Raw genomic sequence first — 15,839 nt, 5'->3', positions numbered from 1 at the left:
CCAGTGCTTCTGGTAGTAATTCTGGTGGCAGTCTATTAGCTAAAGCTGCTAGGGCATTGGCGCGGCTTGACTCATCTTGAATCTGTTCAACAGCAGCCAGTGCTTTTGGTAATACTTCGGGTAGTTTGTCGGCTAAACCTGCTAGGGCATTGGCGCGGCTTAACTCATCTTGAATCTGTTCAACAGCAGCCAGTGCTTTTGGTAATACTTCGGGTAGTTTGTCGGCTAAACCTGCTAGAACATTGATGCGGCTTAACTCATCTTTAATCTGTTCAGCCGCAGCCAGTGCTTCTGATAGTAATTCTGGTGTCAGTTTATTAGCTAAACCTGCTAATGCCTGGGCGCGATTCCACTCATTCTGAATTTGTTTAGCCATAGTCAGTGCTTCTGGTAGTAATTCTGGTGTCAGTTTATTAGCTAAACCTGCTAATGCCTGGGCGCGATTCCACTCATTCTGAATCTGTTCAGCAGCAGCCAGTACTTCTGGTAGTAATTCTGGTGGCAGTTTGTTTGCTAAGTCTATTAGGACATTGGCACGATTAAACTCATTCTGAATCTGTTCAGCAGCAGCCAGTACTTCTGGTAATAACTCTGGCATTTTGTCAGCTAAGACTGCTAGTGCGCGGGCGCGATACTCCTCATTCTGAATTTGTCTAGCTACAGCCAGTGCTTCTAGTAATAACTCTGGCATTTTGTTGGCTAAGACCGCTAGTGCGCGGGCGCGATACTTCTCATCCTGAATTTGTCTAACCGCAGCCAGTGCTTCTGGTAATAATTCTGGTGGCAGTTTTTTGACTAAGGCTGCTAGTGCGCGAGTGCGATACTCCTCATTCTGAATTTGTCTAGCCGCAGCCAGTGCTTTTGAGAATGCTAGTTCTTTTAGATTTGGTGATAAACAATCGACTAACTTTGTAAGTGAGCTAACTTGTTGCTCTGGATTTGAGCTTTGCATAGCGTAAGCTAGTCCTTGTGGGAGCAACGCGAAAATGTGAGATCGGATTTTATATCTCAATTACCAGGGCTGATTCCTAATAAACCCTGGTTGAAATTCCCTATTTTTACCTTTTCTAGGTAGCGATCGCTCAAAGCTTAGGTAACTTATATTACCAAATTTCCGAACCTCACAAAATCGCGTTGCTCCCGTCCTTGTTCGGGAGTCCATACATTTTTTTGAACCAATGCTACCAGCAGTTCTATTGGAACATTAGCCGCCAAGCTATTCAGGGATGAAATTATCAGAGCATAGCGACACTGTAAACTCACCACTTGAGACAAATTTGATTCAGTCCACTTTGCTTCTGCTAGTTCCCAGGCACGAGAAATATCTGTAATGTAGCCCGCAGTTTGTACCAATTTTTCTCGCGCTTCATACCAGCCATTATTCCCAGTCGTAGACTCCTCTAGTAACAACTGGTGAATTTCGTCTATTTTTCCAGCTTTCTCCAAATGCCAAACTAAATGCTGATGAATGTAATTATCATCAGGCAAGGTATGCCATAAATTATTTTGAGTTTTTTGCCGATATTTCTCCAACAAAGTAACGTGAGCATCAGCCAGGGCGATACCTAATCCTGGTAAATCACCTTGACGCTTGGGTGTTGTAGAAGCGGTTAACAAATTCCGCGCTAAATCGTGGAATAAGTCATGTAAACGATAGGTAGGCGTACCATTCGCCAGTGGTAATCCGGGCAATAGCAGTGCTTTATTGCGTAAATATTGCAGTATTTTAGCAGCGTCACGCTCATCCATTTCCCAGAGGCTTGCTGCCATCATCTTTGTAATATTTACATCCTCTGGTATTACTCCCAACCAAAAGAATTGATGCTGCTTCTCCTGTGGCATTCTTTTGACACTTAAATTTAGTGAAGCTGTTAAGCTCAGGCGTTTTAAACTAGCTTCATCAGTAATTTCTTCCGCTTCTGGTCGGTCAAAACTTTTTAATCGAGCTACTTCTTCCTGAATATCACTTAATAGTTCATTCCAAGTTGTACCATTGGCAACTTCAGCTGCTGCTAGTTCTAATGCCAACGGGAGATAACCAACGCTTTTGGCTAAATTCTCTGCTGATTGACGCTCTATGCCTGTAATCTCGCGTCCTAGTTTTTTCGTTAGCAGTTCCAATGCCTGGGCGGCTGTCATGATATCCAAACTATAGGTGCTGGCTGCCAAGGCATCTGCGATCGCACCTTCACGGGTAGTCACTAAAACCTGACATCGCGCACTGCCTACATTAAAGGCTTGTGCATCTTTCGTATCCCACGCATCATCTACCACCAACAACACAGCTTTGTCATAAAGCAGAGTCCGCAGATGGTTAGTAGTAGCTTCTACACTGGTGGGTTTAAAGTTATAATCTCCTAGTGCCTGTACCCAGCCACCAAGTAAAGAAAGAACATTGGGTTCTTGACCTAGAGTTGCCCAGAGGATGCCATCACAAAAGTAATTTTGCACATCTTTATCATGTGCTAAAGCCGCAGCTAGAGTGGATTTCCCTACCGAACCTAAGCCGTGAATTGCAGTAATTACTAATGCACGAATATCAGTAAATGAACCATTAAGAAGACGATTTTTTAAATCGTTACTGTACTCTGAGCGTTCTACAAAGTATGTGGGTAAGGGTGGTGCTTGAAATATCTTCCGCCCCCCTAAACTTGCACTGGAGAAGTTTAAAGAGGCTGCTGAGGGTTTTCGCTATTGTGGTAGTGATTATTAGTAACGTTAACAGTAGCATCTCCTTGTGCAGATGCAGGAGCGTACTCTGCTTGAATATTTTGATTAATATTGTTCATTTGTTGTGGTAAAGGACTTAGATTAGCAGCCGGAGGTAGGTATTTTTGGTTTTCGGATGGTAAGCATTCTTTAATAAATTTTTTGACACCCAAATAGACTTTGCTGTCTCCTGGGTGGGGTTTAGCAATGGAATCATGGTTTGCTTCTACTGCAATCGGTTGTACGTCTTTAATACTAGGATTAGCACTACTTGCGGTGACGATTAAAACACCGCAGGTCGGTTGGGTTTCATAATAAACTTTTGTTTGAATCTCCAATTCATCAACATTTTGGCGATACCATTCATCAAGCTCGCGTAATTGGGGAGCATGAGCTTGTAATTCTTCGACATTAACCGTAGTCAAAAAGCCTGCCAAAGATTTTACCCATTGAGCAACGTCAGAACCAAGGTGCGGAGTAGATAAGAATACTATTCCTTGAGTAGAGGAGAGGACTGCTTCTTTACTTTTGTTTCGTGAAAAAGTTTTCGCAGCATTCAACATTTTCTTGACAAGCAAGCCACCCATACTATGAGTTACGAAAACTACCGGGCGCTCGCCTATGCCAAAATTTTCTAAATCATCTAAAAAATTACTAGCTTGGTCAAAAAGTGGCATAGCTGAACCACTCGCTCTCAACCTTGCCGCACTGTAGCCAAAAGTCCAAATTCCAACATCTACTAAATCGTTCCCCAGCCAAGTTAACCAAAAGTTATCTTTTTTGTAATCTTTATCTTCTGGGTTTTGCCAATGCCAAGTATTCCACGCATGACCTGCCAACCCATGAACAAAAACTACATCCCCTCGTCGGCTGGGGTTGTCGCATCCTAATATTTTTATTAAACCAGTCATTTTACTGTCTTCATTGGGCTGTGAATTGGCAGAGGGTTTGCGACCAAACATACTAGCTTTCCTTATGACTGAATCGTTTGCATAATTGTGGGTGTGAGTATGGGGACCTTGTTCAAAGTAGTTTTGAGTGTAAATCACACGCTTGGGTTCTTCCGACACTTTTTTAATTTCCTGAGCAAGGATGCCTAGCTTATTATCTAGCAAATATTCTACTCTACTCCCTCTGCTTTCCGTTCTCAGAGGGGGTGGCAATCGCGTGATGTCGTAGTTGTAGAACTGATAGCTTGACTGAATTGAAAAAATTAAATTAGGTAAGTAATTAAATACATTATTTGATTGAGCCTCGAAAATAAGTTTATAAAATTGAGATATATTTTCAGGAGAACTTATTTCGTTTAACTTGGAAACTGCTTCCCAAGGATCATTAGAACTTGACAAAACAATTTCTATAAGGTCTGAAATTTTATAATTGTTACCAAGTTGACCTGCTAATTCATCATTTAAGTTATCAAAAGCTAATACTTCATTCCTATCAAATGCATCAGTTAACGAGTTTGTTGTGACAGGAGTAATAATTTTTCTGATGGACTTCTCAGCGTTTCGCTTTACCTGATAGTCCAAAGTATTTAGAGCTTTTTCCAGAGCAGGAAGAGCTGCTTCACCAATACAAATCAAAACCTCTATAGCATCTTCACATACTTTTGAATCTTCCCACCCTATACTGTTACGATATCCTAGTGCTTCAACCAAAACAGGAATAACAGCTTGCTCACCATTTCTTCCTAAAGCACAAGCAGCAGTAAAACGAACTGAAAATTCTTCATCAGTAAGAGCTTGAATTAAACCAGAACTTGCTGCACCAGTTCCAAGTATTGCTAGAGTTTTTACAGTTTCTTGGCGAATAGAAGGAAATGAGTGTTTTAAACCAGTAATGATAGCAGTTTCAAGATTTTGGATGCCAAGCTTGCCTAAAGCGAAAAGAATATGAAAAATAACATATTCAGCTTCTTCATTGTTGAAAATGTCTATAAGTAAATCAATTACATAAGAATCACCTATTTCTCCAAGAGCTTTAGCTGCAATTCCACGTAGTATAGGACTTTTATTTTTATCTTTTAAAACGCGACTCAATACAGGAATTGCTTCCCGACTACGAATCTGCATCAATGTAGTAACTGCTAATGAGTGATTTGAAGTATATGGAATTACTTCAAGCTCTTCTTGTTTTAGAACACTGGATAAGGTCTGTATTACAGTTGAGTTGCCGATTTGAATAAGAGCGGTGGAAGCGCTATTGCGAACCAAAAAGTCTTGATCTGAAAATGCAACATTGAAAAGTGCTTCGATAGCAGATTGAGATTCTGTACCCAATCTTCCTATAGTTTCTGCTGCTTTTTTACGAAGTGCGGAATCCTCGACCAAAAGAGATTGTGTAAGTTCAGATATTAAATCTTCTCTTTCTTGTCCCTTAAATGTCGTATGAACGAGTATTTGGACTGAAATATTTTCATCCTTCCAAAGTTTAGCTAGAGCAGATAACGCGTCTTCTCCTCCTTCATTTTTTAATATAAATGCTGCTTGATAGCGAACCTGCTTATCTTTATCATCTAATGCTTTTATTAAAAGAGGTACTATATTTTTATATTCACGTTTAAGAAGCATATGCAGAGTAATTACTGCCTGATGGCGCATCTCTAAGTTTCCTTTTCGCAAGACTTCATCTAGTGCAGCAATCAAAATCTCTCGATCAATTTCCTCTAAGGCAAGAAGGGATCTAAAATGAGATTCTTTATTATTTAGAGCATCGCAAAGGATTGGTATTGCTGTCTCATCACCGTAATGAGCTAATGTACAAGCAACCTTAAACCTAAGCTGAGAATCAGCGTTCTCTAGAATTCTTTTAAGAAAAGGGATGGAAGCAGGACTGTAAATTTTCTCTAGAGCATCAGCAACTTCGTTGTTTGTAAAGATATCACTATTACTCTGCAAGACTTGGCTTAGGAAAGGAATAGCAGCATCGGAAGTTGTCATACCTAAAAGTTTTATTTTGAACTTTTCAGGAACCTCCAAATCAGTAATCATGTTCACAATTCTGTTTTGATGCTTAGGCTTAACTCCTCCAGCTAGTCTTGCTCCTAGTTGTAAATCCACTTTCATCGCTAGCCTTACTATTCTTACTACCAAAGCCTCAGACTCCAGAAACGTCATCACCATTGCTAGTGGTTCTGTCCACTTTTGATAGTTCAAGTAGTAATACTTCAGTTCCTCGTCACTTAACTCTGCTAACTGCGAAGCCAGCGACTCCGCCGCATAATATTCCTGAAACAGTTGGTGGTGAAACTCAATGCGGTCGGGGTTACTCGCCACTTGGAGCAAATGCCATTCCAACAAATCCTCCAACCACTCTTTAGCCTTTGCTATAATCGCGGCATCGGGTGTGAGATCGCCAGCCAGAAAAGTAGCTAGTGTTCTCTCTGCCTGAGCCTTGGGAATAGTGACCCAAGAAGCGCTAGGTTTACAAGGATCGGTATGCGGATCACCCTGAACCATTGTAAAAGCGAGATAGCTCAGTAGGTCGAACATAGAACGACGCGAGTCCTCAGAAACATTTCTGAGTCGTTCAGGTTTAAATTCCTCATACCGTCGCGCAAATTCTTTACGGAACAGATCACCTCGGTTTGTGGGAATTTCACAATTCTGCTCAAAAACATCGCACAACAGCTTCAGTAACAGTGGCGTTTCTGTCAACTCTCGAAGCCGCCCCTTAATCTGCCGCCACAGTTCCCCACCCGTCTCCGACAACCGCTTTTGGACAAACTCCCACATCTGAGGTTCGCTTAGTGGCAACATTTCCAGTTTCTTAGGAATCCTCAGATTTGAGCCTGAACCCATCTCCCGCGTACTCAAGATTAAAGGAACCTTTAAATCAGCACATAACTGTCTAAACTCATCTACAGATTGCCAAGCTTTGTCATTGGGCAATTCATTCAAACCATCTAAGATCACCAACAATCGTCTATCGCGCAAGAGATATCTTAAAATTTTTTCATCTAGGTCAAGCCACCATTCCAGTTTTTTTTGAATTGCTACCAACACCGAACCGCTAAGACCGCGCAGTTCGAGCAGGATAGGGATTGCAGGAATCTCACTCTTGCCTTGCTCGATTGCTTCTACACAGCACCGCGATTCTTCCCATAGCAACCGCCGCAGCGAAGTCGATTTCCCTGAACCAGGCTTACCTACTAGCAGTACATGCTCTGGAGCGTACTTCCTTAGCCCCTCCAACACCGCGAACTGCTCTCGCTTTTTATTCTGCGGCTCCTGTGAGTCTGGCTTAGACGATGTACAGGTTTGTACCTGCAATGGCAATTCTGCCAGCGTTGGAATATAGCGATCACGTACCTCCTGCTGAGTATCTTTTAGTGACGCATCAAGGATAGATTGTAGATAACGCTGAAACTCGTTAGGGGCAATCATGCGAGAGTAAATTTATATACATCTCAAGAGAACTTTTCCTATAATAACGCAGGATACTAAGCACAACTAACTTGCGTGGCGTGGGGGGAAACAGCAGCCAAATTACCGTTGTTTTATTTATTTCTAACCACGGCGACTTCAATAACTATGTGTGCGCTGAGAATTATACCTGCAATCGCGCCTTCTGCTGCAAGCATAAGCAAGTTTTATCAGCCAACGACAGAATGAGGGTTGTAGCCGCAGGGATTGATAAGTTGCATGCATTTCATGGCTTGTTGTCGCTTTCGTGGTCACAACGAAAGTGATATACTTTTGGTCACTGGTTACACGATTGACCGAAATCGTTACTGCTAAGGTCAGTTAGTGATTAAGTGGCATAGAAAAATCAAAAAATAAGGGAAATAGAGGCTATGTTGCAGCTTGAATGCGGATTAGCTTACCCACCTTTAGTAAAGAACAGCATTTTTTTTTCAAAACTCTTGCACCCCAAGGTTTTTAGTCGTTGTGTAGCGGTAAACTTAAGCTTCAGTGTTTTTACCCTAATTGTCAAGTAGTCAAGAATCATGTTAGAAAGATATTTAACCAAGTAGCAAACTACACCACCCAGCGCCCAATGGAGAAAAACTGACAAAATGTTAGTATCGCCAAACTTTGGCTTCCTAGAAATCCATGACTTGCAACTGGTGCGACTGGGCGCTTTAGCAGAAAGATATTTTACAGAAGACCCCAACACTTGCCTGATCAAACTGCGGCAGTTTGGCGAACTCCTGGCGCAACTGATAGCCGCCCAGGTGGGAATGTACAACTATGAAGAACGCCAAATTGACTTAATGCGTCGCCTACGGGATAAAAACATCCTCAAAGGCAAAGTATATGAATTATTTGACAAATTGCGCTTGGCAGGCAATGAAGCTACACATGGATTTGCCAACGACCAAAGGACTGCCCTCAGCAATCTCAAATATGCCCACCAACTAGGAATATGGTTTCATCGGTTCACTACCAAAAATCCAGATTTTAATCCTGGTCTTTTTGTCCCACCCCCAGACCCAGCAGTAGAAACCCAAGCACTGCAACAAGAATTAGCACAATTACGAGATGAACTAGAAGCCAGTCGCACCGTCGCCGAACTAGCACAAATTACCGCCCAACAAGAAGCACAGCGCCGCATCTCCGCAGAAGAACTAGCGCAAGAAGCCGAAGCCGAAAAACAAGCCGCCTTAAATCGCCTTGTAACTATTCAAACCACAGCGGCCAGTCAATCTGCACAAACAATTCAAGCAACCATCCAGCAAGCACAACAAGCAAGCGAAAATCTTGACCTGGATGAACGCGAAACCCGTCGCCTCATTGATGATCAACTACGGGCAGCCGGTTGGGAAGTAGACTCAGAACAGCTAACTTATAGTAACGGTATCCGTCCCCAAAAAGGAAAGAATCTAGCGATCGCCGAATGGCCTACAAACGACGGACGCGCTGATTATGTTTTCTTTGTCGGACTCCTAGTAGTCGCCGTAGTCGAAGCCAAACGGCAAAGCACCGATGTTTATGCTGCCATTGACCAAGCCAAGCGTTACAGTCGCGGCTACAAAATCAAAAGTAATGAAACCTTACCCAGTGGCCCCTGGGGAGAATATCAAGTCCCCTTTGTCTTTGCCACCAACGGACGCGAATTTTTACGACAATTGCAAACCAAAAGCGGTATATGGTTTTGTGACTTACGCCGGACTGAAAACATCCGCCGTCCCCTCACCACTTGGTACAAACCAGAAGCCTTCACCGATGCCCTCAACCAAGATATAGAAAAAGCACACCAACGACTTGCCCAAGAAGGTTTTACCTATAACCTGCAACTGCGTGATTACCAAATCAAAGCCATTCAAGCCGTAGAAGCCCGATTAGCAGTAGGGGCAAGGGAACTGTTACTAGCAATGGCCACAGGTACAGGTAAAACTAAAACCTGCATAGCCCTGGTTTATCGCCTCCTCAAAACCAAACGGTTTCGCCGCGTCCTGTTTCTCGTAGACCGCACCGCCTTGGGAGAACAAGCCACCAATGTTTTTAAAGAAACGCGGATGGAGAATTTGCAGACCTTCGCTGACATCTTTGATATTAAAGAACTGGGCGACGCAGTACCAGATAGAGATACCAAAGTCCACATTGCCACCGTGCAAGCATTTGTCAAACGCATCCTCTACCCAAGTGATAACACGGACATCCCCACAGCTGACCAATATGATTGTATTGTCGTGGATGAATGCCACAGAGGATATTTACTAGATAGAGAATTAAGCGATACAGAAATTACCTTCCGCGACTTTAACGATTACATCTCCAAATATCGCCGCGTCCTCGACCATTTTGATGCTGTAAAAATTGGACTGACTGCCACCCCCGCACTGCATACTACCCAAATATTTGGTCAACCTGTTTACCAATATACTTACAAAGAAGCCGTAATTGATGGCTACCTCATCGACTGTGAACCCCCCATCCGCATAGTGACAGCCCTCTCAGAAGATGGCATGGTGTGGCAACCTGGGGAGGCAATGGAATATTTTGACCCCATCACGGGCAGAATTGATACAGCTAATGCCCCGGATGAAGTCAGAATTGAGGTAGAACAATTTAATCGGCAAGTTGTTACCGAAGAATTTAATCGGGTAATTTGTGAATTCTTAGCAGCAAATATTGACCCTTCACTACCAGGGAAAACCTTGATATTTTGTGTCAACGATAGTCACGCTGATATTGTTGTTAATTTATTAAAACAAGCCTTGATTGCCCAGTATGGCAGTGTTGAAGATGATGCAGTTCTGAAAATCACTGGCAAGGCAGACCAACCATTACAATTAATCCGCCGCTTTAAAAACGAAGCTAATCCTAAAATTACCGTTACGGTGGACTTATTAACTACTGGCATTGATGTCCCAGAAATCTGCAATTTGGTATTTATTCGCCGGGTGAATTCGCGCATCCTTTACGAACAGATGTTAGGACGGGCTACCCGACGCTGTGATGAGATTAAAAAAGAAGTTTTCTACATTTATGATGCTGTGAATTTATATACAGCCCTGTCCCCGATTTCCACGATGAAACCAGTGGTGGTTAATCCTAATATTTCGTTTACCCAACTGGTAGAAGAATTGGGGACAGTCAACGATAGCGCGGCTGCGGCTACCATTGTTGACCAACTCTTAGCCAAACTGCAACGCCAGCAAAGAAAACTGGGGGATAGCAAGCGGGATAATATTGAAGCCGCAGCCGGGATGCCAATGGCAGACATGATGAAACATCTGCGTCAAAGCGACCCCCAGCAACTCAAGGAATGGTTTGGGAAACGGGCGGAGATCGCCCAAATGTTAGATGCTAGAGATGGTGGTAGACGACCACTGTTAATTTCCCGTCATGCTGATCAACTGCGACGGGTAGAGAGGGGTTATGGTAATGCCCAAAAACCCGAAGATTATTTAGATAGTTTTGGGGCATATTTACGCGAGAATATTAACAAGATTCCGGCTTTGATAGTTGTAACTACCCGTCCCCGTGAGTTGACTAGGGCGCAGTTGAAAGAATTACGTTTAATGCTAGACCTTGCAGGATATTCAGAGAAAACATTGCAGGTAGCATGGCGGGAAATGACTAATGCTGATATTGCTGCCTCAATAATCGGATTTATCCGCCAAGCTACATTGGGGGATGCTTTAGTTCCCTATGAGGAGAGGGTAGACAAGGCAATGAAGAAAATCCTGGTTTCTCAAAACTGGACACCACCCCAGCGTAAATGGTTAGAACGCATTGGGAAGCAGTTGAAGGTAGAAACTATTGTGGACAAGGAAGCATTAGACCAAGGTGAATTTAAATCCCAAGGTGGTTTTGTCAGATTAAATAAAGCTTTTAATGGACGTTTAGAAGAGATTTTAGTGCAGATTAATGATGCCCTTTGGCAGGAGATTGCTTAGAAATGATTTACCGTGACTCAAGAGATTTCGATTTTCGAGGTGAAAATCTTCAAGGTAGAAATTTTCAAGGGGAAAATTTTGAATATTTTTATGTAAATTATCGGAATACGCCGATAGTAGCTCAATTCCAGGGTGCTAACCTCATAGAAACAAACTTTCAAGGAGTGAACCTTCACGGAGCAGAATTTCAAGGAGCATACCTTAGAAATGCCAATCTACAGTCAGCAATCCTTCGCGGTGCAGGATTTCAAGGGGCAGACCTTAGAGATGCCAATCTACAAAACGCAGACCTTCATGAATCGAGCTTCAAAGGAGCAAAGCTTCATGGAGCTAATTTGAGAGAATGCCAAGATTATCAGATTGCAGATTGGACTAAAGCTGAATATGACAACAAGACTCAGTTTCCTGATGATTTTAATCCGTATGAGCATGGGCTGATCAAAACACGTAGAAGAGGAGAGTCTGTCACTAGAAAATCTAAAGAACAGGTAACAGATGAACTACATACAAAAATTAATACTGCTTTAAGTGAAATTAGAAAATCTATTCAAAAGCGACAGGGACAAGAAAAGTTTCGGAACGCTTTAATTACATATTATGAGGGACGTTGCGCTATTAGTGGTTGTGAAGTGACAGGTGTACTAGAAGCAGCCCATATTGAACCTTATGGTTTATATAAAAACAATCATACTGATAATGGGATATTGCTGAGAGCAGATTTACATACTCTTTTTGACCTAAATTTAATTGTTATTCATCCAGAGTCTAAAAAAATAGAAATTAAGCCTACTTTACGTTCTAACGAGGACTACCAAAAATTTGACGGTATAGTTTTACCCTCTCATGCTTCTAAAATTTTTACGCCCGGTAACTCTTATCTTGAATGGCGATATAATAACTATGAACAATATATAGGAAAAATTTTACAACAAAAATTTATGTAATTTGAAGAATTTGTCAGATTTCTTTTTTGGTGTAGCTTTTACATTCAGACATTTTTATATAACTGTTAGATAATTGTGTTTTTTAGGGGAAACAATGGTTTACAATTAATATCCGTTGTTCCGACGTGTGACAATATTCACACAGAGACTTTGCTCTTTGTCTTACTTGATTTTGAGTGGCTTCACTAATATAACGATTCGCAGACAAATTTCTAATTAGCTATTGTTGGCAATTAATGATGTATTTCTAATAATTCGATTCACCAAACTCAGATAATCGTCTAATTCTTCATATTCATCTAATTCGGTTTCTTCTTCGGAAGTCAAAACTGATTCTTTTTGTTGAATTAATAAAGCTTCAATTCGCCCTTGGACTAAGCTAGATGCACGAAATATCGGCACGCCTTCTACTAACTCGATGCAAACAGCACCATCTAAGGGTAGACTATTGGGCAAGTGTGACAATTTCAGAGGTAAATTGATTGTCATGGTAATTATTTCCCATCAATTAGTTAGCAGCATCAAAAATCTGCTGTGCGGTTAAATTTAATTGAGGGAAGGTAGGTGATTTAATCGCTGTCTTACCTTGACACGGAGTCATTTGATATTCACCATCAACTAAATTACATACAAAAATAGTAGGTTGTTTGGGATTACCAATAAATTTCCTAGCTCCCAAAGCAGCATAATCAACAATCCAATATTCAGGAATGCCCATTTCTACCCTTCGGGAAGGGCTTCGCCCAACATAATCCCTAAGTTTGTTGTAGTAATCATCTCGCCAGTTAGTCGATACAACCTCAACCACCAATGGCACAGATGCAGCTTGGCTGACTGTTGACTGCTTTTGAAAAAGTTGTTCGTTGCTGAGGTTGTCGAGATTTAATAACAAGACATCGGGCGAATAAGCAGATTCAGCACTAGGAGTTTTGACGAATGTGGTTTTGGGTATAGTGTAAGGAAGGTTCAGGCGATCAAACTCGACAGTTAACTTACGGGCTATAAATCCCACAACTTTTTCATGTTCTCCGGATGGAGGGGGCATTTCAACAATTACTCCCCTGTGTAATTCATAGCGTTTACCATCGTTGGGATACCATTCACTAAATTCATCAAATGTCAGTAATTTTGGCAAAGATTGGGTCATAATCTTACCTCCATATATGTTTTATTTTATCAAAACATTCCCAATTTTCATGGGCATAATTCAATTATTTTTGATGTCATGGTATTTATTCCCCAATATTTAAATTAAAATTATCAATGGAATTTTTAGTTATATTCTTAGCAATTAGCATAATTAAACACCCATTACTTACTCTATAGTAAATTAATAGTAAATAAATAAATTTATCTGTTGTAACTGTTCTTTACGCCAATTAGCAAAACCATATTAAACTTTGACAACATTACATAATTGCGTATAATCACAAAACAGCATTTATATACTGATTACTTATTTAAAACATTGAGCGCAACCACTGATATCGTCCAAAAACTGTGGAATCTCTGCCACGTCCTGCGGGATGACGGGATTACCTATCTTGCTTATGTCACAGAGTTAACATACCTGCTGTTCCTGAAGATGGCGCAGGAAACGGGGACAGAAAGCCAAATCCCAGAAGGCTGTCGCTGGGCTGATTTGGTAATCAAGGATGGCATCGAACAGATGAACTTTTACCGCGCCACCTTGTTAGAATTAGGTTCTAACAGTCCGCTACGGGTGCAGGCTATCTTTGCTAATGCCCAAACTGCCTTGAAAAAACCGCAAATTCTCAATAAGCTAGTGAAAAGCATTGATGATCTTGACTGGTACTCTGCCAAGGAAGAAGGCTTAGGCGACCTGTACGAAGGACTGTTAGAAAAGAACGCCAGTGAGAAAAAATCTGGTGCAGGGCAATACTTTACACCGCGTCCCTTGATTGATTGCATGGTGGAACTCACCAAACCGCAACCGGGGGAACTGGTACAAGACCCCGCAGCCGGGACTGGTGGATTTTTAATTGCGGCTGACCGCTATATCAAAAAACACACTGATGATTTATTTGATTTAACCGAAGCTGAACAGTCGTTTCACCGCTACCAAGCATTTTACGGCATTGAGTTGGTACAGGATGCCCATCGGCTGTTATTAATGAATATGCTGCTACATGGCATTGAGGGCGATGTCAGCTTAGGCGATACTCTCTCTAGCGATGGTCAGCAGTTACCAAAAGCCCATGTTATCTTAACTAATCCCCCCTTTGGCACTAAAAAGGGTGGGGGACTGCCTACACGGGATGATTTTACTTTTCCTACGTCAAACAAGCAGTTAGCTTTTTTACAGCATATCTATCGGGGACTGTTACCCGGAGGACGGGCGGCGGTGGTCTTACCTGACAATGTGCTGTTTGAAGATGGTCAAGGGCGTAGCATCCGCGCTGATTTAATGAATAAGTGCAACCTGCATACAATTCTCCGATTACCTACGGGGATTTTCTACGCCCAAGGTGTCAAGACTAATGTGCTGTTTTTCCAACGGGGAACAACGGACAAGGGGAATACTCAGCAGGTGTGGTTCTATGACATGAGAACTAATATGCCTACTTTTGGCAAGCGCACACCTTTAACTAAGGAGCATTTTCAGTCCTTTAAGGAAGTCTATGGCGATGATTCCAATGGTAACAGTCCCCGTGTTGACCAAGGGGAGTTGGAACGTTGGCGCTGCTTTACGCGGGAAGATATTGCTAAACGCGGCGAAAACCTGGATATGACTTGGCTGCGGGATGAAAGTTTACAGTCGGGGGATGATTTACCTGAACCAGATGTAATTGCAGCCGCTATTATGGCGAAGTTGCAAACGGCGATGCAGGAGATGGAGGCTTTAACAGCGTTGCTGTCAGAGGAGGAAGAAACGGAGGAAGATTCAGCAATTCTAGAATAATAGCAATGAAGCCAATAGATTGGGCATCATTTTAAATAGTAGTCATATATTGATTGATTTCGGTGTGTTACTTAGTGCAACAAATGGTGTAAGTAGAATTAAGGTTAAATAGTAATGAACAGTATTAAATTAACAAAGCGTGTCGGTGAAGATGGTATTCTACATTTAGAAATTCCTGTGGGAATCACAGATAAAGAAGTTGAAATCATGGTTATTTATCAATCAATAGAAATACCAAAGCTGCAAAACACACCAGAAGAATTAGGTTGGCCTCCTGGTTTTTTTGAGCAGACCTATGGCAGTTGTCAGGATGACCCCATTGTTATTGATTCTGAGGGTGATTTTGAAGAAAGGGAAGAAATTGTGTGAGGTATTTGCTGGATAGTAATGTTTGCGCTCGTTATCTCAATGGTAGGTCACTGGCAATTCGGAAGCGTTTACAATCAACAAATATTGCTGATATTGCGGTGTGTTCTGTGGTCAAAGGCGAGTTATTTTATGGTGCGATAAAAAGCAATAATCCTGAGAAAACCCTAGCTAGACAGCAAGAGTTTCTCAAGTTGTTTGTTTCGCTGCCGTTTGATGATGATGCTGCCCTGATTTACGGAAGAATCCGTGCGGAGTTGTCAGCTAATGGTACTCCTATTGGACCCAATGATTTCCAAATTGCAGCTATTGCAATGGCGAATAATTTAATTTTGGTGACGCATAATACACGGGAATTTATTCGGGTGAATGGTTTGCAGATTGAAGATTGGGAGGAAGAGAGTTGAATAAAGGACGTTGGACAATTCCAGATAATTGGAATTGGGTGTATGCAGAAGAAATAGCAAATATTATTAGCGGTGGCACTCCTAGTTGTAGCGAACTGCAAACATAAACGCTTCAAACTGCAAACAAGGCGATTTTGAAA

At 41.8% G+C, this 15,839-nt stretch carries 9 protein-coding genes and 1 pseudogene; 5 read left to right on the top strand and 5 right to left on the bottom strand.

Annotation, left to right across the window (positions count from 1 at the left end; genetic code table 11):
• The 3 genes and pseudogenes from ACM0OW_RS25000 to ACM0OW_RS24990 form a co-directional block, all read right to left on the bottom strand.
• Positions 1–952: pseudogene (locus tag ACM0OW_RS25000) on the bottom strand (hypothetical protein); the annotation flags it as partial.
• 146 nt (positions 953–1,098) lie between these two features.
• Entirely contained in the window at positions 1,099–2,523 is a 1,425-nt protein-coding gene (locus ACM0OW_RS24995; protein WP_414553315.1) for an NB-ARC domain-containing protein, read from the bottom strand.
• A 143-nt stretch (positions 2,524–2,666) separates the two neighbouring features.
• Positions 2,667–7,097, bottom strand: coding sequence for a HEAT repeat domain-containing protein (locus ACM0OW_RS24990; protein WP_414553313.1), 4,431 nt, complete (start codon positions 7,095–7,097; stop codon positions 2,667–2,669).
• A gap of 632 nt (positions 7,098–7,729) precedes the next feature.
• Here ACM0OW_RS24990 and hsdR point away from each other — a divergent pair.
• Together hsdR and ACM0OW_RS24980 are read left to right on the top strand one after the other, a co-directional pair.
• Positions 7,730–11,059, top strand: coding sequence for a type I restriction-modification system endonuclease (gene hsdR / locus ACM0OW_RS24985; RefSeq protein WP_414553311.1), 3,330 nt, complete (start codon positions 7,730–7,732; stop codon positions 11,057–11,059).
• A gap of 2 nt (positions 11,060–11,061) precedes the next feature.
• Positions 11,062–12,003 carry a pentapeptide repeat-containing protein gene (locus tag ACM0OW_RS24980; protein ID WP_414553309.1) on the top strand — a complete coding sequence of 314 codons (942 nt, stop codon included), beginning with the start codon at positions 11,062–11,064 and terminating at the stop codon, positions 12,001–12,003.
• A 216-nt stretch (positions 12,004–12,219) separates the two neighbouring features.
• On the opposite strand, the gene ACM0OW_RS24975 is transcribed toward ACM0OW_RS24980, so the two are convergent.
• Positions 12,220–12,492: a hypothetical protein gene (locus tag ACM0OW_RS24975; RefSeq protein WP_414553307.1), complete on the bottom strand. Its 273-nt coding sequence runs from the start codon at positions 12,490–12,492 to the stop codon at positions 12,220–12,222.
• A 19-nt stretch (positions 12,493–12,511) separates the two neighbouring features.
• Positions 12,512–13,150 carry a Uma2 family endonuclease gene (locus tag ACM0OW_RS24970; protein ID WP_414553306.1) on the bottom strand — a complete coding sequence of 213 codons (639 nt, stop codon included), beginning with the start codon at positions 13,148–13,150 and terminating at the stop codon, positions 12,512–12,514.
• 321 nt (positions 13,151–13,471) lie between these two features.
• Between ACM0OW_RS24970 and ACM0OW_RS24965 the strand changes: the two genes are divergently transcribed.
• From ACM0OW_RS24965 to vapC, 3 genes are all read left to right on the top strand, one after another.
• Complete coding sequence (locus tag ACM0OW_RS24965; protein WP_414553304.1) at positions 13,472–14,926, top strand: N-6 DNA methylase; 1,455 nt, start codon at positions 13,472–13,474, stop codon at positions 14,924–14,926.
• 114 nt (positions 14,927–15,040) lie between these two features.
• Positions 15,041–15,295 carry a hypothetical protein gene (locus ACM0OW_RS24960; protein ID WP_414553302.1) on the top strand — a complete coding sequence of 85 codons (255 nt, stop codon included), beginning with the start codon at positions 15,041–15,043 and terminating at the stop codon, positions 15,293–15,295.
• A complete protein-coding gene (gene vapC / locus ACM0OW_RS24955; RefSeq protein WP_414553300.1) occupies positions 15,292–15,699 on the top strand; it encodes a type II toxin-antitoxin system tRNA(fMet)-specific endonuclease VapC in 408 nt (135 codons plus the stop codon). The genes ACM0OW_RS24960 and vapC overlap by 4 nt, the downstream gene beginning before the upstream one ends.
• Positions 15,700–15,839 lie beyond the last annotated feature (140 nt).

This window comes from Anabaena sp. CCY 0017, assembly GCF_963920885.1.
Taxonomy (GTDB): Bacteria; Cyanobacteriota; Cyanobacteriia; order Cyanobacteriales; family Nostocaceae; genus Nodularia.
Note: the sequence above shows the minus strand (reverse complement) of the source record. Positions and strands in the feature narration are given on the sequence as shown.

What these genes read in the sequence shown, in the direction of transcription:
- ACM0OW_RS24990 (WP_414553313.1), bottom strand. Translation starts at nt 7,097, where the DNA reads ATGATTGCCCCTAACGAGTTTCAGCGTTATCTACAATCTATCCTTGAT.
- hsdR (WP_414553311.1), top strand. Translation starts at nt 7,730, where the DNA reads ATGTTAGTATCGCCAAACTTTGGCTTCCTAGAAATCCATGACTTGCAA.
- ACM0OW_RS24980 (WP_414553309.1), top strand. Translation starts at nt 11,062, where the DNA reads ATGATTTACCGTGACTCAAGAGATTTCGATTTTCGAGGTGAAAATCTT.
- ACM0OW_RS24975 (WP_414553307.1), bottom strand. Translation starts at nt 12,492, where the DNA reads ATGACAATCAATTTACCTCTGAAATTGTCACACTTGCCCAATAGTCTA.
- ACM0OW_RS24970 (WP_414553306.1), bottom strand. Translation starts at nt 13,150, where the DNA reads ATGACCCAATCTTTGCCAAAATTACTGACATTTGATGAATTTAGTGAA.
- ACM0OW_RS24960 (WP_414553302.1), top strand. Translation starts at nt 15,041, where the DNA reads ATGAACAGTATTAAATTAACAAAGCGTGTCGGTGAAGATGGTATTCTA.